Below are 21,351 nucleotides of genomic sequence, written 5' to 3' on the forward strand. Positions count from 1 at the left end.
GACGCGCATGAGGCGACAGATGCCGCTCATCATCTCGTGTACGGCAACGTTCCTGCTACTGGCGTACAGCACGATCGTCACCGTCGCGATGCCCGTGATCGCCGACGACCTCCGAACGGACTTCGGTGCCCTGCAGTGGGTCATCGACATCTACACGATCGCGCTTGCCGCACTCCTCATCCCGCTGGGCGTCATCAGCGATCGGACGGGCAGGCGTGCTCTGCTGATCTGGAGCCTGGTCGCCTTCGCCGTCGCGTCTTCGGCCTGTGCGCTGGCTCCGGATGTCATGGTCCTCACAGTGGCCAGGTTCGTGCAGGGAGTTGCGGCCGCAGCATTGTTCGCGACGACTCTGCCCCTGTTGCAGGCCACCTACAGTGGACGGGCAAAACACCGTGCCTTCGCCATCTGGGGTGCCGTATCAGGCTTGGCGGCCGCCGTGGGAAATGTCTCTGGCGGCTTTCTGTCCGCGTTCGGCTGGCGCACGATCTTCGCCGCAGCCATCCCCATCGCGTTGACTGCCGCACTGCTGACGGCGGTGTTCATCCCCGTCGACCGGCCGAAGGTACGAACCCCGCTGAACCTACCCGGAATGATCCTGCTCGCGACGACTGTCGGCGGACTCGTCGTAGCGACCCTTGTCTTCGCCGAGCACGGCGTGAGCCGGACGTCGATGCTGGCGCTCGCGGTGTGCGCCGGGTTGTTCCTCGGGCTCATCGCCCACGAAAAACGCCACCCCACCACGGCGCTCCTCAGTGCGGCGCTGCTCCGCAATCGAGTCTTCCTCATGGCCGTCGTGGTTGCCGCCGCGTACTATTTCGCTGCCTTCGGGGCACTGCCGGCTGTCTCCTCCTGGTTGCAGGACGCTCGCGATCTGACCCCCGTCGGAACCGCGCTGGTCCTGTCAGCTCAGCCGGTGACGTTCTTCCTGACCTCGGCCCTTGCAGGTACACGCGTCGGTGGACTCGATCGGCGCATCCCGTTCACGATCGGCCTGGCGATCTGCGGTCTCGGCTGCCTGGGTCTGGGCCTTCCCGCCGTGACACCGGGGTGGCACGCGATCATGCCGGCGATGATCCTCACGGGCGTGGGCGCAGGGATCATCTCACCAGTCCTGCCCGCCGCCGCGATGCACGACGTGGCCCCGTCCCAGACCGGTGTCTCCTCCAGTGCGGTCAACGCTGCGCGTCAGTTCGGGATCAGTCTGGGCGTCGCCGTGTGTGCCACCGCCGTGCGGATCCACCGGCCCGGTCACGACCACACCCGGTGGACGCACACCCTCGTGGTGATCGGATCGTCCACCGCTCTCATCTGCGTCGCTGCTGCCGTGATCGTGCTCATCACTGGGCGAGCCGACGGACAGAGATCTGACGATGTCCAGTCATCAGATTGAGTCGCTCGTCGATATCGCGTCGTTCAGGATCTCCCAGATTCGAGTCGCGTGACATCGGCCCCGAGATCGCGCAGTGTCGAGATGTACGTTTCGACATTGCGCATCTTGATGTCCTCATATCCGCGGACGATGTCGGGTGACGACGCGATGGTGACGGCCTTGTCGTAGCTCTCTGCGGTGAGCGAGGAGCCCAGGCCTCCGATCAGATCCTCGTAGTGCGCGATGATCCGTCGTTCCATCTTGCGCACATGCGCATAGCCGAACGGGTCGAAAGGCGTGGACCGCAGGAATTTCAACCGGGCCAGGACTTTGAGGGTGAAATGCGATCGCGGTCCGAACGACACCTTCTTGGACCGGCCCATCGCGCGGAGTGCAGGCGGGTGCAGTTTGAACGTCAGCTTCTTGCCTCCGGGCACCTGACCGGCGACCTCGTCGGTGAACTCCGGCTGGGTCAGCAGCCGGGCCACTTCGTACTCGTCCTTGTAGGCCGTGACCTTGAACAGATACTTCGCCACGGCCTCGGAGAGGCGGGTCTCGGACGTCACGCGACGTTCGAGGTCCCAGGTTTTCTGGACGAGCTCGATGTAGTGGTTCGCAGTGCGTTCGTTCTGGAACGCGACGAGGTCGGATGCTCTGCGTTCGACGAGCCTTCTCACTTCAACGTCGAAGGTCGCGTCATCGAGAGCTTTGACGTGCCGGACGGCGGTCGTTCTCGGCCCGGCGACTGTCGTCGCCGCGTCGAAAGCTGCCCGGTCGGCGATCGCGGTACGTCCCCAACGGAAGGCGGCGATATTCGCCGAGACCGCGACGCCGTTGATGCCGATGGCCTCCTCGATCTTCTCCGCGGGGATTCGCAGAGCCCCGGCCTGGTACGCCGCGCCGACGAGGAGGAAGTTCGCCGTCGTCGTGCTGCCGAAAAGGACCTCGGCGGCTTGTAGGGCGTCGAAGGCATGGACATGACGGGTCGCGGATGCGAGCCGGTTCAGGAGGTCGTCATCGGCCGGATAGGTCACCGATGAGTCGTAGACCATGTCACCGGTCGGGGTCTGACTGGTCGACGCGATCCCGACCGTCGAGTCCGGACTTCCGTACCCGAGGTTATTGCTGGTCGCGGCCGTCAGGAGGTCGAAGGCGATGATGCAGTCGGCCGAACCCGGGGTCAACCTGTTCGCCGGCTCGAGCTTGCCCGAGGAGAAGCGCAAGTGAGCCGTGACGGGCCCGGCCTTCTGGCTGAGACCGGTCTGATCGAGGGCTTCGACCTCGAACCCGGCGCGAAGGGCAGCAGTGGCCAAGACCTGATTCACCGTCACGATCCCGGTACCGCCGATACCGGCCAAGAAGATGTCCTGCGTGCCGGCCATCGGCTCGGTGGCGGGGCGCTTGGTGTTGGGCGGCTGCGGGGTGGCCTTCCGTGCCTGTTTGGCAGAGGGGTCCACTTCGACGGTGACGAAGGAGGGGCAATCGCCGTCGAGGCATGTGTAGTCGGTATTGCACGATGTCTGATCGATCCGGGTCTTGCGTCCGAATTCGGTCTCGACGGGCTGCACCGAGAGGCAGTTGCTCTTGATGCCACAGTCACCGCAGCCCTCGCAGACCGCCTCGTTGATCACGACTCTGGTGTTGCGGGCCGGCAAGGTGCCCCGTTTGCGCTGTCTACGGGCATCGGCCGCGCAGTGCTGGTCGTAGATCAGCACGGTGACGCCAGGTGTGTCGCGCAGTATGCGCTGCGCCTCGTCGAGACGATCGCGGTGCCACAAGACGGTGCCCTTGGCGAGTTTGCGCCGGTTGTGCCGTTGGGGCTCGTCGGCGCAGACGATGATCTTCGCGACGCCTTCGCTCGTGAGTTTATGGCTCAGGCGCTCGACGGAGAGGGCTCCTTCGGCGTCCTGTGCGCCGGTCATAGCCACGACCTCGTTGTACAAAACCTTGTAGGTGATGTTCACCCCAGCCGCGATACACGCCTGCACGGCGAGCTGGCCGGAATGGAAGAACGTGCCGTCGCCGACGTTCTGGAACATGTGATCGACGTCGGTGAAGGCGGCCTGGCCGATCCACTGTGCGCCCTCGCCGCCCATCTGGGTGACCCCCGTGACGGCACTGTCTTCACGGCCTGAGTTGGTCACCATGATGTGGCAGCCGATGCCGCCGCCGCCGAGCGAGCCGTCGGGTAGAGCGGTCGACCGGTTGTGGGGGCAGCCGCTGCAGAAGTACGGGGTGCGCGACGTCTGCAACAGCGGCAACTGGATCGTCGAGGGGCGGGGAACCTTGATCTCGATGCGTCCTGCCAGGACGTGGCGAAGCGGTGACAGAAGCCGGCCCGAGGTCAGTTCGCCGCCGTTGGGGATCAACGGCTTTCCGGCCGCATCCTGCTTGCCGGTGATACGAGGGGCCGCGGGAGTTCCGTACAGGGCCTCGCGGATATAGGTCTCGAGGAACGGTGTCTTGTCCTCGACGACGAGCAGCTCTTCCAGGCCTCGGGCGAATTCGACGAGGGAGGTTCTCTCAACCGGATGGATGAGTCCCATGCGGAGAATCCGGATTCCTGCATTCACGAGGTCGGCTTCCGCGATGCCGAGATCCTGGAGGGCCTGTCGGAGTGCGTCGTAGGTGGTACCGGATGTCACAATCCCGAGTCGGGCGTGGTCGGATTCGACCTCCACGACATTCAGGACGTTGGCCTTGGCGTATTCGGTCACAGTCGCGATGCGGGGGCCGAACAGATCCGATTCGGCATCGGCGATCCGTTCCGGCTTGACCGCGATCGAGCGCTGTTGATACGTGAACGCCCGCCCGGCCCAATCGACTTCGGGCGTGATGGGATCGATGTCTGCGACCGAATCGTCGACGACCCAGGATCCGTCGGCGACGTCGGCGACGATCTTCAGCGCGACGACGCAGCCCGACGCCCGGGACATCGCGATCCCGTGCATGCCGAGCGTGATGACCTCTTCGGCATTGCGGGGGAAGAGCACCGGGATGTTGAGCGCAGCGAGGGTTCGCTCGCTGACGGCGGGAACGGTCGACGACTTCGATGCGGGGTCGTCTCCCACGAGCAGGAGCACCCCGCCCTTGGGGTTCACGCCGTACATGTTGGCGTGACGCAGCGCATCCGTCGCCCGATCGACGCCGGGGCCCTTGCCGTACCAGACACCGATCACGCCTTCGTGGGTCGCCGTCCCCAGAGGCAGTTCGCTCTGACTTCCCCATACCGAGGTCGCCGCGAGTTCCTCATTGAGGCCGGGGATGAAGTTGATGTCGTGTTTCGCGAGCACCTCGGGCATCTCGGCCAGCATCTTATCGACACCGCCCAGTGGGCTGCCTTGGTATCCGGAGACGAACGTCGCGGTGTGCTTGCCGCGACGCTGGTCGAGTTCGTGCTGCTCGACCAGAAGCCGCGCGATGGCCTGCACGCCGGTGAGGAGGACCGGTGCCGAGCCGCTGGAATAGCGATCCGCGAGGTCGTACGGCACTTCGGTGGGCGGTCGAACCGCGATCTCGGTCATGAAGCGTTCTCGGCTTTCGCGGCAGCCAACCGCGCGGTCACAACCTTGAGGCTTGCGGCGCCGGTCGGCGTGTGGGCCGCGCGAGCGGCTTCGAGCACTTCGGTCACGGTGTTGGCGATCAATCCGATGTCTGCCCGGACGGCTTCGGCTTCCTTGCGGTCGCGTTCTCCGGCGACCTGGATCAGGCCCCCGGCATTCGCGATGAAGTCGGGCACCCACAAGATCTCGCGCGCTGTGAGAGCCGAATCGATGCTCTGCTCGGCCAGCTGGTTATTGGCCGCACCACAGACCAGCTTGGCCTTCAAGGATCCCAGGGAGTACTCGGAGAGAGTTCCTCCGAGCGCGCACGGCGCGTATACGTCGACGTCGGCATCGACCACGGAGGAGGCGATCGTGACATCGCGGTACGTGTCGAGAACCCGGTTGGTCGAGGCGGATTGGGGATCGGTGAGGACGACAGATGCTCCTGCGTCGATCAGCAGTCCGATGAGGTGGAAACCGACCTTGCCGGCGCCTTCCACGCCAACCGTCCTGCCGTTCAGGCCGTCGTCGCCCCACAGGAACTCCGCACCCGCCCGCATGGAGCAGAAGACACCGAATGCGGTCGAGAAGCCGCTGTCGCCGGAGCCCCCGGCGGCCGTGTTCCGTCCGACCACGTGATTTGTGGTCTGGCCGATGATGTCCAGATCGTCCGACGTCGTGCCGACATCGGCGGCCGTGATGTAGCGGCCGTTGAGGGTCTCGACGAATCGGCCGTACGCGCGCAGGAGTTCGGGAGACTTGTGGGTCGACGGATCGCCGATGATGACGGCTTTGCCCCCGCCCAACGGGAGATTGGCCGCAGCGGCCTTATAGGTCATTCCCTGTGACAGGCGCAGTCCATCGGTCAGAGCAGCTGCCTCCGACTCGTACGGGTAGAAGCGGGTGCCGCCCAATGCGGAACCGAGCGTCGTGTCGTGGATGCTGATGATCGCGCGAAGCCCACTGGCAGTGTCTCGGCAGAAGATGACCTGCTCGTGGTGAGCCGAATCGAGTTCGTCGGCGCGGTCGAAGACTCCGAACCCGCGGGGGATCGTGTCGATCAGTGCAGTCGCCATATTCAGGCATCCCTTCGATAGAGCGGGCACAAGGTGCGATCCGCTGTCGACGTAGCGCGTGTCACATTTGCCATTCGCTGAACTAACCGTGGATGATCGAGACCAGATGGTCAATACGTGGTCAATTAATGTGGCAATCGGTGAAGATGCGCCGTATTTGGAGCGAAAGTGGTGGGCACAATGATCAGCATCGATCAGCTCGATGTCGACATCATCGGGAGGCTGACGGGCAATGCCCGCACAGGTGTCGTGGAACTAGCGACCGACCTCGGGGTCAGTCGCAACACGATCCAGGCCCGGCTTCGTCGACTTGAGGACTCAGGGGTGCTGGCAGGATTCAGGCCACAGATCGACCTGTCGGCCGTGGGTGTGGCCGTGGAGGCCTATGTGAGTCTGGAACTCGATCAGCGGAAGATCTTGAAAGTCATCGCCGCGTTGGGGGCCATCCCGCAGGTCCTGGAAGTCAAGGCGCAGGCGGGCCGGGAAGATCTGATCGCCCACGTGGCCTCGACGACTCTGGAAGGCCTGCAGGATCTGGTCGCGATCATGGTCGCGATTCCCGGGGTCCGGCACACCATCACCACAATGGCTGTCTCGACCCCGATTCCATATCGCGTCCAACCGCTTCTCGATCATGTGGCACAGGGCCGCGGCTATGGACGTTCGACGCCGCTCCCGCAGTCCTAGGGATGTAGCGCGTCGGAGGACAGCACCCGGCGGATCGCGGATGAGGATGGACGTGCTGACCTGCAACGACGCCCGCACCGAACTCATGACCGTCGTGGAGACGCAGAGCGCTCACACGCCATGGCCGGGGTACAGGACGCGATTGACTGCGGGGCCGGTGGGTACGTCACAGCCAACCGACAAAGGCGAAATCAGCGCCGGCGATCGAGAGTGAGGAACGACGATGCCGAAGGCGTGGAGCGAGAAGCGCGAACGTCAGTACGAACACATCAAGAGCGGTCTGGAAGAGAGTGGACGATCCGAAGACCTTGCCGAGGAGATTGCGGCTCGCACGGTCAACAAGGAGCGAGCCCGTGCCGGGGAGGCCCGCGAAAGCAGCCGGAGTTCGACCGACGACATCTCGTCGGGCCGGCGCGGGGGACTGCGGTCACACCGCGGTTCAGGCGGCCGGACACGACGCCAGCTTTACAACGAGGCCAAGGACAAGGGCATCGAGGGCCGGTCGAAGATGAACAAGGCCGAACTCGAGAAGGCGGTCGGACGCTGACTCACGGTGGTACTAGCTCGCGGTGTGTTTGGGTCGCAGCGGGATGGGTAAGACGCATGCTGAGTGCAGAAGGTCGCTCCTATCCAAGAACTGGAAGGGCCCCATGCTGCCGACGGTCACTCGCGATATTCCTCGCTCGAAGCCCGGATGCGTCAGAATCGCCTCTGTTCCTTCGTCGCACGTCTATGTGCGGCATCTGACTGCTCCGGACGGAACGGACAGGGACATCGTCCGGCTGCCGGATCCTCACCCGGCGGGTCGGGTCTCGGCCGAATCGGCCTGGTGGCCTCCGGTGATGCTCGACGCCGAGTGGGTCAGGGCCCATGCCGCCGAATTCGACATCTTCCACCTGCATTTCGGATTCGACGCCTGTGCCCCGAGCGAGCTGGCCGATCTGGTGGACGCGCTGCGGGCAGCGGGGAAGAAGTTCGTGTTCACAGTGCATGACCTGCGTAATCCGCACCATGCCGATCGTCGACCGCACGACGATCAACTCAACGTGCTCGTGCCTGCCGCCGACCAGCTGATCACGCTCACCGAGGGCGCTGCCCGGGAGATCGCCGCCCGATGGCACCGCCACGCGATCGTCGTGCCGCACCCACACGTGGTCGACCCCATGACGGCATCGAGCATCAGACGGGCGCGCGAGTCGAGGACCGGGCCATTCCGCGTGGGGGTCCACGTCAAGAGCCTGCGCGCGTGCATGGACGTCGAGACGATCCTGCCGGGACTCGTCAGGGCCGTGCGGGACCTCCCGAATGCGGTGCTGCAGGTCAACGGTCATCGCGATGTCCTCGAACCCGACGGTGCGCGGTTCGACCCCCATGTGGCCCGCACGCTGGCTGATCTGGGCGCCGCGGTGGACCTGCGTGTGCATGATTTCTTGTCCGATACCGAGTTCTGGTCGTACTTGGGTCGCCTGGACGTCTCGGTGCTTCCCTACCGTCACGGCACCCATTCGGGCTGGCTGGAGGCCTGCAGGGATCTCGGAACCCAGGTCGTGGCCCCCAGCTGTGGCTACTACGCGGATCAAGGCACCGTGCATCCCTATCTGCTCGACTCAGAGTCGTATGACGAGGAGTCCCTCGTCCGTGCGGTGTGGCAGGCGCACAATGATCCTGTTCCGCCGGTCGATCTGCGAGAGCGCAGGCGGCAACGCGACGAGATCGCGGCGGTGCATCGCGATCTGTACACCCGGCTCGTCCAGTCATGAGGATCTGTCTGATCGCGTCGAGCCGGTTTCCGGTGCGCGAGCCATTTCACGGTGGCATGGAGGCCCACACGGCGATGCTCGCCGAACGGCTCATCAGACGCGGACATGACGTGTGCGTCTTCGCAGCGCCCGGATCGGACCGCCGTCTTCGCACCGAGGAGCTCGCCGTGGTGCCGTTCGAGCCGAGCGAGGCGTCCCTGCGCGATGTGGGCGCCATGCCACGGAGCTGGATGCAGGAGCATCACGCTTACCTCGGCCTGATGATGGAGCTGGCCCGGACCGGCGCCGACCGGTTCGACGTCGTGCACAACAACTCCTTGCACCATCTACCTGTCGCGATGTCCGAGTTGGTGGGGCTGCCGATGGTCTCCACCCTGCACACCCCACCCGTGCCATGGCTCGAATCGGCACTGACGCTGTGCCGCGGTCCGGCGACGTTCGTCGCAGTCAGCCGCCACACGGCAGCGGCCTGGAAGCACGCGGTGAGAGCCGAGGTCGTGCTCAACGGCGTCGATACCGAGAAGTGGCGTGCCGGTCCGGGCGGCGACCGGGCCGTCTGGACCGGGCGGCTGGTGCCGGAGAAGGCCCCGCACCTGGCGATGCGGGCGGCCCGCGAGGCCGGTGTGCCCATCGACCTGGCCGGACCCGTGCAGGATCCGGTCTACTTCGCCGATGAGGTGGAGCCGCTGCTCGGCGAGCATGCCCGCTACGTCGGACACCTGGGTTCGGACGATCTGGTCGATCTGGTCGCCCGCGCGGCCGTCGCGGTCGTCTCCCCGGTGTGGGACGAACCGTTCGGCCTGGTCGCCGCCGAGGCGATGTCGTGCGGCACTCCCGTCGCGGCATTTCGCCGCGGCGCGCTGCCCGAGATCGTCGCCGACGCTGCCGGAGTGCTCGCCTCGCCGGACGACGTCGGCTCGTTGGCGATGGCGATCGACGAGGCGTGGCGGTTGGACCGGCGCGGTGTACGCGAACATGCGCTACGGCACCTCGGCGTCGAGCGTATGGTGTCGGCCTACGAGGACATCTACCTGCGCGCGTACACGGAGCAGGCCGCATGATCGGCTACTACGTGCACCATCAGGGCAAAGGGCACCTGCATCGTGCCATCTCGGTGGCGGCGGCAATCGACACCGTCGTCGTCGGGCTGAGCTCATTGCCTCGACCGGCCGGCTGGATCGGACCCTGGTTGGTGCTGCCGCGCGACGACCAAGGCAGTGACCCCGTCGACGCGAGCGCAAGGGGACGACTGCACTGGGTGCCCGAGATGGACAGCGGCCTGACCGCGCGCATGGCGGAGATCTCGTCGTGGATCGCCGATGTCGAACCCGCACTGATGGTGGTCGACGTGTCGGCCGAGGTGTCGTTGCTGGCACGGCTGCACGGGACGCCGGTCGTCACGACGGTTCTACCGGGCGACCGCCGCGACTCGGCCCACGATCTGGTGCACTCCGTGGCCCGGCGCATCATCGCGGCCTGGCCGGCCGATGTCGACGGCATGGTCAAGGGACTCGACGTCCACCGAGACCGACTCGCCTGCGTCGGCGGGCTGTCGCGGTTCGACGGGCGTGACATACCGGCTGTCGACCGCCCGGGGACCAAGAGGGTGCTGGTGCTTCAAGGCGCGGGCAACCAGAGCCTGGACCTGTGGGACCTCACCGCAGCGCAGGCGCAGACACCGGGATGGTCCTGGCAGGTGCTCGGCGGGACGACCTGGCTGGACGATCCGTGGGAGGCGCTGTGCCAGGCAGATGTCGTCATCACCCACGCCGGTCAGAACGCGATCGCCGAGGTCGCCGCTGCCCGGAGACCTGCCGTCGTGGTGCCGCAGCCGCGCCCGTTCTGGGAACAGACCACGATGGCCGCCGTACTGGCGACCGACTCCCGGTTCCCCGTCACGGTGTGTTCCGCGCTGCCCGAGACGGACTGGGAGGAGTTGCTCGACAAGACCGCGGTGCTGGACGGCTCCCGTTGGGCCGCCTGGAATGACGGTCAGGGTGCACGGCGCATCGCTGACATCATTCACCAGGAGCTCGACCGGACCCCGACGGGACCGCCGTGACGGTCGCCGTCGTGACGATCGTGCATGGCCGTCGCGATCACCTGGCGATGCAGCATGCGGGCCTGCTCCGGTCGACTCGTCTTCCCGACAGTCATGTCGTCGTCGCGATGGACGACCGCTCAGTGGAGTCGATCGGTGCTGCGGGACCGTTGACCCGCCGGGTCGTCCACGTGCCGCGCGTCAGTGGCCATCTGCCGCTTGCACGGGCACGCAATATCGGTGCCCAGACGGCGATCGCCGAAGGCGCGACACTGCTGATATTTCTCGACGTCGACTGCATTCCGGCGCCTGAACTGGTCGGGGCGTACGAACAGACCGTGGCCCACCCGGCGACCTCGCGCGATCTGTTGTGCGGTCCCGTGACATATCTGCCGCCTCCGCCGGAGGGAGGCTACGACCTGGCGACGTTGTCGTCCATGGGTGAGCCACACCCGGCTCGACCGGCACCGCTCGCCGGCGAGGTGATCCGTTCGCGCGACGACTACGAGCTGTTCTGGTCGTTGTCGTTCGCGCTGTCGGCCGACACGTGGTTCGACATCGGCGGCTTCGACGAGCACTATCTCGGCTACGGGGGAGAGGACACCGACTTCGCCCGACGCGCGCAGAGAGCCGGAACCGTCCTGGCCTGGGTGGGCGAAGCCCGATCATTCCACCAGCACCATGCCGTGAGCACGCCCCCGGTCGAGCACGTCGACGACATCGTGCGCAACGCCAATCTGTTCCACGACAGGTGGGGCGAATGGCCCATGCTGGGCTGGCTGACTGCTTTCGAGCAGCTCGGTCTGGTGGTCCGGCGGGCCGACGGGACGTATGAAGCGCGCCCTGGATCTGGTCCAAGGGGTCCGGAGTGAACTATCGTCAAAGGTGGTGTCAAGGACGGCGCCGAAACGTTTGGGCCGGGAGCAGCTCATGGACGGTTTTGCGCAGAAGTTCGCGGAGTTCGCGGCTAGTCTGACCGAGGCGGAAGACTTCAACGACACCGCCGAGCACCTGATTCTGTACGCCGTCAAGGCTGTGGGCGCGAGCTTCGGGGGGATAACGCTGCTGCGTTCGCGTGGGCACCTCGAGACACTCGGCGCGACGCATCCGAAGGTGAACCAGGCGGATGCGGCCCAGTACCAACTGCGTGAAGGCCCGTGCGTCGATGCGGCTCAAGAGTCACGGTCGGTGCTCTCGGACTGTGTCGGGAACGACTCCAGATGGCCACGGTGGGGACCCGAGGTCGCACGTCTCGGAATCAGCAGTGTCTTGTCGTCCGAGATGCATGGGCGAGGCCGTCGGATCGGCGCGCTCAATCTCTACAGTCACAGCGAGAAGGCATTCGATGCCGACGACGTCGAACTCGCCAACATCCTGGCCGATCAGAGTGCCGCACTGATGGCGGTCATGAGCAGTGAACGGGGGCTTCGGGAGGCGCTGGAGACCCGAACACTGATCGGCCAGGCCCAGGGCATGTTGATGGAGCGCTTCGACATCGACGCGGATCAGGCCTTTTCGGTGCTTCGCCGGTTCTCGCAATGCTCGAACCATCCGCTGCGAGAGATCGCCGAGCAGATCGTGAAGTCTCGCCAGGTCCCCTAGCGGACAGGCCAAGCGGCTGACTGTTTAACGCACTTGGTCTGCCCTGTATCGGGTCCCTACGGGCGAGGGTCAATCATCGAGAGGAACCTGGACCACGTCGTACTCCGGTTCGAGATCGGGTGTGTCATCTGGTAAGTCCGACGGATCAGCGAACGGATCGTCAGTTTCACCTGGGTCGGTGCCGGGTTCTGGGTCCAGCGGCGATGTGGACATGACTCTCTCCTCCTGGCAGGTGTTGTGGGTCGCGGTTGCGCTGTCATGGGAGTGCTTACCCGCACCGTCGCGATCTACACCGACTCGGCGGAAAGAGTCGCGCGTGGTACCGGTCGCCCGCCCATCCTGGCGGCGGTACCGTCGGGAGAGGAGATGGGCTTCGCAGGTCATCAACGATGTGCAGTCGAGGCGCTGAGTCGGGGCCCTCCTACGAAAGGAATGCCATGAGCGAGACACCCGCCGAACCAGACTTCGACGCCGATCCGGGTCTTGCGCCGGATCCGGAGCACGAAGTCCACGAGAATCCTCCCGAGCGTTCCGGACGGGCGCAACAGTCAGGACGATGACCGGGGTCATCAGGATCGGCATCTCCGGGTGGCTCTATCCGCCGTGGCGCGGGGAGTTCTATCCGCGGGGGCTCCGACATGCCGACGAGCTCGCCTACGCTGCGGACCGGATGACCAGCATCGAGATCAACGGGTCGTTCTATTCCTTGCAGCGTCCCGAGAGCTATGCGAGTTGGCGTGACCGCACACCTGAAGACTTCGTGTTCGCGCTGAAGGGCGGCCGGTTCATCACCCATATGAAGCGACTTGCTGACGTCGAAAAGCCCCTCGCGAACTTCTTCGCTTCGGGCCCACTCGCGCTGGGACGAAAGCTGGGCCCCGTGCTGTGGCAGCTTCCTCCGACGTTCGGTTTCGACGCCGACCGGCTCCGGGATTTCTTCGATCTGCTGCCGCGGACGACGACTGCCGCGGTCGAGCTCGCCACCGAACACGACGACCGGGTCGAGGGCCGAACCTGGCTCGAGACGGACCGCGATCGGCCGATCCGCCACGCTCTGGAGGTACGCCACGACTCATTCGTGACGCCGCGATTCCTCGACCTGCTGCGTGAGCACGACATCGCAGTCGTCGTGGCCGACACCGCTGGCAAATGGCCGCTGTTGAAAGAGACCACCAGCGATCTGGCCTACGTGCGCCTGCACGGTGACACCGAGCTCTACGCGAGCGGCTACGGCGACGAGGCGCTGGATCGTTGGGCTGACCTCGTGCGGAAGTGGTCCGATCAAGGGACCGATGTGTACGTGTATTTCGACAATGACATGAAGGTTCGCGCGCCATTCGACGCGATGGCGCTGATGGCGCGTGTCGACGGATCGTTGTGACAGCTCCCGTGCATGCGCAGCGGATCGGCGGGTACAGCCAGGTTATGTCTCCACGTTCTCGCAGACGCCAGTTGTTCGTCATCAATCGGCGGTGGTCGATCGGTCTGACGGCCTCGGTCATCGCGGTCATCGCCGGGATCATCGGCATCGTCGCGCTCCACGGCATGTGGGTCTATGCAGCCTTCGTCGTGGCGATACTCGGTGCCGTGACAGCGCTGCTGCAGACCATCGTGCGGAACAAGGCCGGCGACGAGATCGACGAATCCGGGCTCTGACCGATCAGCCCGCTACCGGGGCGGAGCGCTTCTGCGGGTGTATCGGCGAACGGCAACCCGGTGGGGAGCCCCTCAGACGTGTTCTTCTGTGGTGTGGGAGTCGGTGAGCGTCAGCGCGCCAACTCCCGCGATCAGCCCGACGACTACCGCCAAGATGGCGTACGTGACGCGTTCCCCGTGGAAGAACGAGGCCACCAGTTCACTGTCCCAGGCCCCGGCGGGCAGCTGTGTCGTGACCATCACGGCGATCAGGGTGCCCACCACGGCCGTGCCGACACTTGAACCAACTTCCTGTGCGGTGTCGTTGAGCGCCGCGCCGATCGAGGTGCGGTTGCTCGGCATCGCGTCGATCAGCGCGACCGCACAGATCGTCATGACGGTGCGCAGGCCGATCGTCATGACGACCATGCACACCGCGATCACCGCGTAGCCTCGGTCGACACCCCACGCGAGACCGCCCAGCGAACTTGCGAGCAGGGCTGCCCCGACCAGGCAGGCGATGCGGTGGCCGAATCGTCTCGCGAGCCATTCGGACACCGGCGTCGCGGCGATCATCGTCACGATGAGCGGCAGATTGGCCAGACCGGCTTTCATGGGGCTCCAGCCGTAGGCGTACTGGAAGTGCAAGATCAGCCCGAACATGACACTGGCCATCGCGATCGATGTCCCGATCTGGGCGATCGCGGCGCCGCGGACTGTGCCGTTCGAGAACAGGCCGAGATCCAGCATGGGCGATGCGGTGCGATTCTCGTGTCGCACGAACGCGATCGCAGCGCCCACCGAGCCGAAGATCGAGGCGAGCGTGACGGGGGACAGCCAGCCGTGCTCGACACCGCTGGTCAGTGAATAGCAGGCCAGGCCGATCGTGACGATGCTCAGCACCGCTCCAGGCAGATCGAGTGCGTCGTCGGTCAGATCTTCCGGTCGATCGGCCGGTACGCCGAGGCGGACGCCGATGAACGCTATCAACGCGATCGGGGCGTTGACGACCAGGAGCCATTCCCAACGGAAATGAGCCAACATGGTGCCGCCGAGCAGCGGGCCGAGGATGAATCCGGACATCCCGACGATGATCATGACGGTCATGGCACGCATCCGCAGCGCTTTGTCGTCGAACAGACGGAAAACCAGCGAACTGGTGATGGGTGCCATGGCCGCGGCGGCAAGACCGAGCACGGCACGCAGGGCGATGAGTTCTCCCGCGGTTGTGACAGCCAGGACCAACAGGCTCAGCAGACCGAACAACGAAAGTCCGACCAGGAGCACGCGCCGTCTTCCCAGTCGGTCGGCCATCGATCCAGCGGTGAGCAGCAGACCGCCGAACGTCAGCGAGTACACGCCCGTGACCCATTGCAGTGCGGTCGTGCCGCTGCCGAGGTCGCGGCCGATCGTCGGCAAGGCGATCGTCAGCAGAGTGTTGTCGGCCATCTCGACGAAAAATGCCAGACACAGGGCGGTCAGAGGGATCCACGCCGCGCGCAATGAGGGATAGGTGCGAGATGCGGACGACAGTTCGGTGGCAGTCATGTCGACCAGTCTGGCTTCGTGCGCTGGCAAGTGGCTGTCATCGCGCTGCCACGACTGACAGCCACTGACAGGCGCTTGCTCCCGTCCGCGTTGTCAGTCCTCGGGCAGCTCGGCGAAGGCTTTCTTGGTGTCGTTGTACCAACCCAGCGACTTCTTGGGGTGACGCCAGCGGCCCTTCATGGCATTGCGTGCTTCCTGGTGGGAGGCGTCGCCGGCTTTCTCGGCTTCCTTGAGATGCCGGTCCTGGGCGTTGATGACGTCGTCGGCAGTCTCGCCATGGTGCTCGAGGTCGCAGGGGCCTCCGAGGGCTCGGCAGGTCATGGTCTTCATGGTGATCTCCTTGTGGTGTGTTGCTGTGGTGTGTTTCTGGTTCTTACTGTTCTGACGAATGGGAGGGACCGAGTGTGACCGGGTCAGTCGCGGGACTTTCCGCCGTCACGGCGCACGACCCGCGACAACACCTCGGGCGCGGCGCGGAACGTGATGGCCTGCACCTGCCCGTCCCCGATCGTGAAGTCGAAGACAACTTTGGCGTCGCCGAGGTGGAACCACGCGCTGCCGGGCTGCTCGCCGATGAAGACCGGTAGCGCGGCGTGAGCGCTGCCGTTGAAGAAAGCGGCGACTTCGCCGCGTCCCACGATCTGCTGCGGTGTGCCTGCTCGGATCGCAGCATCATCAGCACTGATGCTCGCGTCGGGTGCGAGGAGTTGCAGCAATCTGTCGAAGTCACCGCTCTTGGCGGCAGCCATGAACGCATCGACGACTTCCCAATCGGCCAGACGGTCCTCCGAGTGGGGTTGGGAGACCTTGGCCCGTGCCCGCGAAGCCAGCTTGCGCGCCGCCGCCGGGCTCGTGTCGAGCACTCCCGCGATGGTCGGAAACTCGAAACCGAAGCTGTCGTGGAGCACGAAGGCGACCCGCTCGCGGGGGGAGAGCCGGTCGAGCACGACATGCAGTGCGATACCGACGGTGTCGGCCAGGGCGATGTCGTCGGCCGGATCGCTGACGGTCTCGCCGGGGTCGACTTCCTCTGTGGGTACCGGGGTGCGCGAGCGCAACCGGTCGAGGCACAGACGGGTCGTCACGGTGGTCAGCCAGGCCGGCAGACTGTCGATCTGGCTGTGGGTGCCATGCAGACGCAACCAGGCCTGCTGGACGACGTCCTCGGCCTCGGCGTGGTCACCGAGCACCCGGCTCGCGATTCCTATCAGGCGAGGTCGTTCGGCCTCGAATTGCTCGGTCTGGTCCACGGCCTACACCTTTCGGTCTCTCTGCTGGTCACCTTACTGACGCGAGAGACGGGGCGAGTGTGACCGACCGGGGGTCAGGCCGACTTGGCCGAGGAGAGACTTTCGACGGCCCGGACCAAGGGTTCGAGGTCCTTGTTTTCGGCAGCATCGTCGAGTGCTGACCGGAGAGCCTGATCGTGGGTCGGGCGTGCGGCTTCGAGAAGCTCGAATCCCTTGTCGGTCACATCGGTGTAGATGCCTCGACGGTCGGTCGGGCACAGATATCGGGCGAGGAGGCCACGATCCTCGAGTCTGCTCACGAGCCGGGTCGTCGCACTCTGGCTCAGCACGACCGCGACCGCGACCTGATTCATCTGCAGGTGCCCACCGTCGCCCGGATGCTGGCGGCTCAGTACGTCGAGGAGCGAGAACTCACGGACGCTGAGATCGTGCTCGGCCTGAAGCGCCCGCTCGATCCGCGATTCGATCGTTCCGTGGAGCAGCGACAGGCTCCACCATCCGTCGGCCAGAGCCGTCATGGCCGGATCTGTTGCGGTCATGGGTTCCCTTCCTTCTACGGGACAAAGATACCAAACAGCAATAATCGTCGTTTGCATTAACCCGCGCCTGCAACTATTGTCGTCAACGGTAACCATCGTTCGTCTGGAAAGGCTCATTGTGCCATTAGCACTGCTCGCCCTCGCTGTAGGAGCGTTCGCGATCGGCACCACGGAATTCGTCATTATGGGTCTGCTGCCCGGCGTCTCGGCCGATTTCGGAGTCTCGATCCCCACAGCCGGTTGGCTTGTCACGGGCTATGCACTCGGAGTGTTGATCGGAGCGCCGCTGCTGACGATCCTGGGCACCAGGATCTCGCGCAAACAGATGTTGACGGCGCTGATGGGCATCTTCGTGATCGGCAATCTCCTCACGGCTTTCGCGCCGACGTTCGAGGTCATGGTGGCCGGACGGCTCGTCGCCTCGCTGGCCCACGGCACGTTCTTCGGTATCGGATCGGTCGTCGCGGCAGGTCTGGTGGCCCCTGACAAGCGGGCCGGGGCGATCGCCACGATGTTCACGGGGCTCACACTGGCCAATGTGGTCGGAGTCCCGTTGGGAACCTATGTGGGGCAGGAGATCGGTTGGCGCACAACGTTCGTCCTGGTGGCCGGGCTCGGCGTCATCGCGATGATCGGCGTCGCGACCCTCGTGCCCTTCGCCCCGCGGGAGAGCGATGTGCGCGTGCGCCATGAGCTGGCGGCCTTCCGTAATGTCCAGGTTGTCTTGGCGATGCTCATGACGGTGCTCGGATTCGGCGGAGTCTTCGCGGCCATCACGTACATCGCGCCCATGATGACTGAGGTCGCCGGTTACTCCGAAGGTGCGGTGACCTGGCTGCTCGTGTTGTTCGGCAGCGGAATGGTCGGGGGCAATCTGATCGGCGGCAGGTATGCGGACCGTGCCCTGATGCCATTTCTGTACGCCTCGCTGGGCGGACTCGCGATCGTGCTCGGACTCTTCACCTTCACGGCGCACGACAAAGTGCTCTCGGCCATCAGCATCACCCTGGTCGGCGCCCTCGGCTTCGCCACAGTCCCGCCCCTGCAGAAGCGGGTGCTGGATCAGGCCAGCGGTGCACCCACGCTGGCTTCTGCGGTCAACATCGGTGCCTTCAACTTGGGCAATGCCCTGGCCGCATGGCTCGGCGGGGTCGTGATCGCGGCAGGTCTCGGCTACACCGCGCCCAATTGGGTCGGGGCCCTTCTGGTGGCCGGAGCGCTCGCGATCGCGGTCTTGTCAGGTGCATTGGAGCGTCGTGCCGAGAAGGATGGCACCACTCGCAGCAGTCGAGCGGACCAATCCATCGTCGTGGCCCAGCGGTAGGTCTACGGGGCAGCGACGGACTCGACAACGGAATCGATGAGCAAGGCCGCCGAGTCGTCGTCCAGGGCGTGGACGGTCATCCGGAGTCGGCCGCTTCCTGAAGCGGGTGTCAGGGCGAAACTGTCTCCGGTGCGCACGACCCAGCCGAGTCGCGCCAACCGGGCTGCCACTGTGTGGGCGTCACCGCCCGCGCTGGCGTCGACCCACACATTGAGCCCATCGGTCCCGATCGAGCTGATGCCGCGTTCGCCCAGCAGCCGGATGAAGCGGGCGTTTTGAGTGCGGTAGTGCGTTGCGGCGGTCGTGACCGTTTCGCGGACCTGCTCATCGGCGAGCATCGCGTGGGCCGTGCGTTGCAGGAGGTGACTGACCCACTTGCTGCCGGCGCTGATGTGGCTCGCGAACCGTTGCGCGGTGCCTTCGTCGCTGACGACCAGAGCGATCCGCAGATCCGGACCCAGGAACTTCGACATCGATCGTACGAGTGCCCACCGTTCATGGCTCGCGGCGATGATCGTCCGATATTCGGACGTGGACAGGAGCGAGAAGTGGTCGTCCTCGATGACCAGGACGTGCGGATAGTCCGCGAGAACGTCTTGTAGCTCACCCGCACGCCGGGCAGAGAGGCTGACGCCGGTGGGGTTGTGCGCGCGGGGTGTGCACACCACTGCGCGCACGCCTGCTTCGAGCGCCTGGCGCAATCCGTCGGCCGTCATGCCTTCCGCGTCGATCGGCACCGGGACGGGCCGGTAGCCGGCCCGGCGAACGGCGTTGATGCTGGTCAGGAAGCACGGGTCTTCCAATGCGACGGCATCTCCGTGGCTGAGTGCTTGGTCAAGAAGTTTCTCGATCGCGTCGACAGCCCCGTTGGTCACGGTCAACCGGAACGGACGGGGCTGGTCGAAGCTGAACCAGCGGTCCGCCCACTCGGCGAGATCCGGGTCTATCGTCGACTCCCCGTAGAGCACTGGTGGACGCGCGGGGCTCAGGCGCACTCGGGCGGGATCGGGCAGCAGATCCCGGTCCGGGTTGCCGCTGCTGATGTCGCGAAGGGCGGTGTCGGGGGAGAAGCCCTCCTCGGTCACTCTCGTCGTCGGGGCGATCGTCGTGCCCCCGCCGCGATTGGTCACGGCGACTCCAGCCACCGACAGTTGGCGATATGCCGAGACGACGGTGTTGCGGTTCACGCCGAGCCGGACAGCGAGTTCGCGAGATGGCGGAAGTCCCGCGCCGGCTGCGAGAGCGCCGCTGTCGACGAGTGTGCGAATGCTGCCGGCGATGTCGGCAGCGGTCTTTCCCTGGATCGAGCTCGGCATCTGCCCAGTCTAGGCCATGTTAGATTTGACCTATGCCAAGTTACCCTCCGGCGACGACCGTGGACGAGTTCCGTGCCAACCTCTCCGCCGTCCGGGCGAATATCGCCGCTGCGGCCACTCGGGCGGGACGTTCCGCCGATGACGTGCGGTTGCTGCCGGTGAGCAAGACCGTTCCGGAGGAGCGGGTACGACTCGCGGTTGCGGCCGGTTGTACCGAGCTCGGCGAGAACAAGGTGCAAGAAGCCGCACGCAAACACGCCAATCTCGCCGACTTGGATGTGCGATGGTCCGTGATCGGCCACCTCCAGACCAACAAGGCACGCGATGTCGCCGCATTCGCCTCCGAGTTCCAGGCCTTGGACAGCCTGCGTGCCGCCGCGGCGCTCGACCGTCGTCTGCAAGCAGCCGGGCGGGGACTGGATGTGTACGTCCAGGTCAACACCTCCGCCGAAGAGTCGAAGTTCGGTCTCGCGCCGGACGATGTTCCCGGGTTCCTACGCGAACTGCCTGCCTACGCGAGTCTGCGGGTGCGCGGCTTCATGACCTTGGCGCTGTTCACCGACGACACCGACCGGGTACGTGCGTGCTTCCGGGTCCTGCGGGACGTCCGAGACCGCGCGCGCGAGCAGGACCCCGACCTGACCGGCCCGGGATATCTGTCGATGGGCATGTCGGGTGACTACGAGGCCGCCGTCGAGGAAGGTGCCGACTGCGTCCGCGTCGGGCAGGCCATCTTCGGCGCTCGCAACACGACCAATGACCACTACTGGCCCGTCGAGCGATGAGCGCTACTTGGGACGTGCCGGAAGTCCGCAGCCTCGAGCTCGATCAGAGACTCGCGGACGTTCTCGCGATCGGCTCCCAACTGACATACGGGCGAGTCGGACTCAACGCCACCTTGCCGGTGTTCGACGATCGTGGGCTGCGATATGCGTCGGTGCCGACCACGATCCTCAGCGTATTGCCGCACTATCCGTCGGTGCACCGCACCGATATGTCGGCATCGTGGCTGGCCGACACCCTCATGGATCTGCATGCCAGCGGGGCCCTCGATCAGCTCCGAGCCATCAGCATCGGATATCTCGCGACCGTCGATCAAGCACATGTGCTCGTCGACTGGCGCCGTAGCGGACCGGCATCTCTGGCAGACATCCGATTGATCCTCGATCCGACTCTGGGCGATGTCGGGCTGGGCTTCTACAACGACCCGCGGCTGGTCGAGCCATTGCGGGATCTGCTGGTCCCTCAGGCCTGGGCCATCACTCCGAATCTGTTCGAACTGGCTCAGTTGACCGGCACGACGCCGGAAGCGCTGAACCAGCTGGAGTCGATCACCGAGGCGGCTCGCACGCTGTTGTCGGCCCGCACGCAGTGGATCGTGGTCACGGGCCTGCGCGGAGAGGCGCTCGGCGACTCGACCGGCTCCCAGCTCATCGGCGAACTCGTGCTCTCCCATGAGTCAGCCGATCTGCTGACCCATCCGCTCCTGCCCGGCAGCCCTGCCGGGGTCGGTGACACGTTCACCGCGGCGTTGATCGCGGGTCTCTTGGACGGGGACGCGCTGACGGACGCAGCTCGGCAGGCAGCGGAGGCTACTGCGGTGCGCATCCGCCAAGAACCCCGTGTATGACATTGCCCTGAACTTCGGTTGATCGGCAC

Annotated in this window: 22 protein-coding genes; 14 read left to right on the forward strand and 8 right to left on the reverse strand. The window is 65.4% G+C overall.

The annotated features are described in order from the left end of the window. Positions 1-7: 7 nt before the first annotated feature. A complete protein-coding gene (locus tag ACXJKC_RS12730; protein WP_456697098.1) occupies positions 8-1,390 on the forward strand; it encodes an MFS transporter in 1,383 nt (460 codons plus the stop codon). Positions 1,391-1,413: 23 nt separating this feature from the next. Here the strand turns inward: ACXJKC_RS12730 and ACXJKC_RS12735 are convergent, their stop codons facing one another. Together ACXJKC_RS12735 and ACXJKC_RS12740 are read right to left on the reverse strand one after the other, a co-directional pair. Next, positions 1,414-4,893 (reverse strand): indolepyruvate ferredoxin oxidoreductase family protein, encoded by a 3,480-nt coding sequence (locus tag ACXJKC_RS12735; protein WP_456697099.1) that lies wholly within the window; start codon positions 4,891-4,893, stop codon positions 1,414-1,416. Beyond that, positions 4,890-5,990, reverse strand: coding sequence for a Glu/Leu/Phe/Val family dehydrogenase (locus ACXJKC_RS12740; RefSeq protein ID WP_456697100.1), 1,101 nt, complete (start codon positions 5,988-5,990; stop codon positions 4,890-4,892). Before ACXJKC_RS12740 ends, ACXJKC_RS12735 begins: the two co-directional genes overlap by 4 nt. 180 nt (positions 5,991-6,170) lie before the next feature. Between ACXJKC_RS12740 and ACXJKC_RS12745 the strand changes: the two genes are divergently transcribed. The 7 genes from ACXJKC_RS12745 to ACXJKC_RS12775 all read left to right on the forward strand — a co-directional run bounded on the left by ACXJKC_RS12745 (position 6,171) and on the right by ACXJKC_RS12775 (position 12,080). Beyond that, positions 6,171-6,677: an Lrp/AsnC family transcriptional regulator gene (locus ACXJKC_RS12745; protein ID WP_456697101.1), complete on the forward strand. Its 507-nt coding sequence runs from the start codon at positions 6,171-6,173 to the stop codon at positions 6,675-6,677. 223 nt (positions 6,678-6,900) lie between these two features. After that, the gene (locus ACXJKC_RS12750) at positions 6,901-7,224 is read left to right on the forward strand and encodes a plasmid stabilization protein (protein ID WP_456697102.1); all 324 of its coding nucleotides are present in this window, start codon (positions 6,901-6,903) and stop codon (positions 7,222-7,224) included. Between the two features lie 187 nt (positions 7,225-7,411). Then, a complete protein-coding gene (locus tag ACXJKC_RS12755; protein WP_456697103.1) occupies positions 7,412-8,437 on the forward strand; it encodes a glycosyltransferase in 1,026 nt (341 codons plus the stop codon). Next, positions 8,434-9,498 carry a glycosyltransferase gene (locus tag ACXJKC_RS12760; protein WP_456697104.1) on the forward strand — a complete coding sequence of 355 codons (1,065 nt, stop codon included), beginning with the start codon at positions 8,434-8,436 and terminating at the stop codon, positions 9,496-9,498. Before ACXJKC_RS12755 ends, ACXJKC_RS12760 begins: the two co-directional genes overlap by 4 nt. Beyond that, positions 9,495-10,499 (forward strand): glycosyltransferase, encoded by a 1,005-nt coding sequence (locus ACXJKC_RS12765; RefSeq protein WP_456697105.1) that lies wholly within the window; start codon positions 9,495-9,497, stop codon positions 10,497-10,499. Before ACXJKC_RS12760 ends, ACXJKC_RS12765 begins: the two co-directional genes overlap by 4 nt. Further along, a complete protein-coding gene (locus ACXJKC_RS12770) occupies positions 10,496-11,350 on the forward strand; it encodes a glycosyltransferase family 2 protein (protein ID WP_456697106.1) in 855 nt (284 codons plus the stop codon). The genes ACXJKC_RS12765 and ACXJKC_RS12770 overlap by 4 nt, the downstream gene beginning before the upstream one ends. A gap of 58 nt (positions 11,351-11,408) precedes the next feature. Beyond that, positions 11,409-12,080: a GAF and ANTAR domain-containing protein gene (locus tag ACXJKC_RS12775; RefSeq protein ID WP_456697107.1), complete on the forward strand. Its 672-nt coding sequence runs from the start codon at positions 11,409-11,411 to the stop codon at positions 12,078-12,080. A 69-nt stretch (positions 12,081-12,149) separates the two neighbouring features. Here ACXJKC_RS12775 and ACXJKC_RS12780 read toward each other — a convergent pair whose 3' ends face one another. Continuing rightward, the gene (locus tag ACXJKC_RS12780) at positions 12,150-12,293 is read right to left on the reverse strand and encodes a hypothetical protein (protein ID WP_456697108.1); all 144 of its coding nucleotides are present in this window, start codon (positions 12,291-12,293) and stop codon (positions 12,150-12,152) included. Between the two features lie 224 nt (positions 12,294-12,517). Between ACXJKC_RS12780 and ACXJKC_RS12785 the strand changes: the two genes are divergently transcribed. From ACXJKC_RS12785 to ACXJKC_RS12795, 3 genes are read left to right on the forward strand one after another with little or no spacing between them, the layout of a single operon-like run. Next, complete coding sequence (locus tag ACXJKC_RS12785) at positions 12,518-12,640, forward strand: hypothetical protein (RefSeq protein ID WP_456697109.1); 123 nt, start codon at positions 12,518-12,520, stop codon at positions 12,638-12,640. Further along, positions 12,637-13,461: a DUF72 domain-containing protein gene (locus ACXJKC_RS12790; protein ID WP_456697110.1), complete on the forward strand. Its 825-nt coding sequence runs from the start codon at positions 12,637-12,639 to the stop codon at positions 13,459-13,461. Before ACXJKC_RS12785 ends, ACXJKC_RS12790 begins: the two co-directional genes overlap by 4 nt. Before the next feature lie 44 nt (positions 13,462-13,505). After that, on the forward strand, positions 13,506-13,736 hold the full coding sequence (locus tag ACXJKC_RS12795) for a hypothetical protein (protein WP_456697111.1): 231 nt from the start codon (positions 13,506-13,508) through the stop codon (positions 13,734-13,736). A 72-nt stretch (positions 13,737-13,808) separates the two neighbouring features. Here ACXJKC_RS12795 and ACXJKC_RS12800 read toward each other — a convergent pair whose 3' ends face one another. The 4 genes from ACXJKC_RS12800 to ACXJKC_RS12815 all read right to left on the reverse strand — a co-directional run bounded on the left by ACXJKC_RS12800 (position 13,809) and on the right by ACXJKC_RS12815 (position 17,052). After that, entirely contained in the window at positions 13,809-15,263 is a 1,455-nt protein-coding gene (locus ACXJKC_RS12800; protein WP_456697112.1) for an MFS transporter, read from the reverse strand. 93 nt (positions 15,264-15,356) lie between these two features. Further along, complete coding sequence (locus ACXJKC_RS12805; protein ID WP_456697113.1) at positions 15,357-15,593, reverse strand: DUF1059 domain-containing protein; 237 nt, start codon at positions 15,591-15,593, stop codon at positions 15,357-15,359. Between the two features lie 83 nt (positions 15,594-15,676). Then, positions 15,677-16,513, reverse strand: coding sequence for a sigma-70 family RNA polymerase sigma factor (locus ACXJKC_RS12810; RefSeq protein ID WP_456697114.1), 837 nt, complete (start codon positions 16,511-16,513; stop codon positions 15,677-15,679). Positions 16,514-16,587: 74 nt separating this feature from the next. Beyond that, on the reverse strand, positions 16,588-17,052 hold the full coding sequence (locus tag ACXJKC_RS12815) for a MarR family winged helix-turn-helix transcriptional regulator (RefSeq protein ID WP_456697115.1): 465 nt from the start codon (positions 17,050-17,052) through the stop codon (positions 16,588-16,590). A gap of 118 nt (positions 17,053-17,170) precedes the next feature. Here ACXJKC_RS12815 and ACXJKC_RS12820 point away from each other — a divergent pair, with 118 nt between their 5' ends. After that, positions 17,171-18,376 carry an MFS transporter gene (locus ACXJKC_RS12820; protein ID WP_456697116.1) on the forward strand — a complete coding sequence of 402 codons (1,206 nt, stop codon included), beginning with the start codon at positions 17,171-17,173 and terminating at the stop codon, positions 18,374-18,376. 2 nt (positions 18,377-18,378) lie between these two features. Here the strand turns inward: ACXJKC_RS12820 and ACXJKC_RS12825 are convergent, their stop codons facing one another. Then, positions 18,379-19,692 carry an aminotransferase class I/II-fold pyridoxal phosphate-dependent enzyme gene (locus ACXJKC_RS12825; protein ID WP_456697117.1) on the reverse strand — a complete coding sequence of 438 codons (1,314 nt, stop codon included), beginning with the start codon at positions 19,690-19,692 and terminating at the stop codon, positions 18,379-18,381. A gap of 32 nt (positions 19,693-19,724) precedes the next feature. On the opposite strand from ACXJKC_RS12825, the gene ACXJKC_RS12830 reads away from it, so the two are divergent. Together ACXJKC_RS12830 and ACXJKC_RS12835 are read left to right on the forward strand one after the other, a co-directional pair. Next, complete coding sequence (locus ACXJKC_RS12830) at positions 19,725-20,477, forward strand: YggS family pyridoxal phosphate-dependent enzyme (RefSeq protein WP_456697118.1); 753 nt, start codon at positions 19,725-19,727, stop codon at positions 20,475-20,477. Further along, a complete protein-coding gene (locus ACXJKC_RS12835) occupies positions 20,474-21,322 on the forward strand; it encodes a PfkB family carbohydrate kinase (protein WP_456697119.1) in 849 nt (282 codons plus the stop codon). Before ACXJKC_RS12830 ends, ACXJKC_RS12835 begins: the two co-directional genes overlap by 4 nt. Positions 21,323-21,351 lie beyond the last annotated feature (29 nt).

Source organism: Aeromicrobium sp. P5_D10 (genome assembly GCF_054049535.1).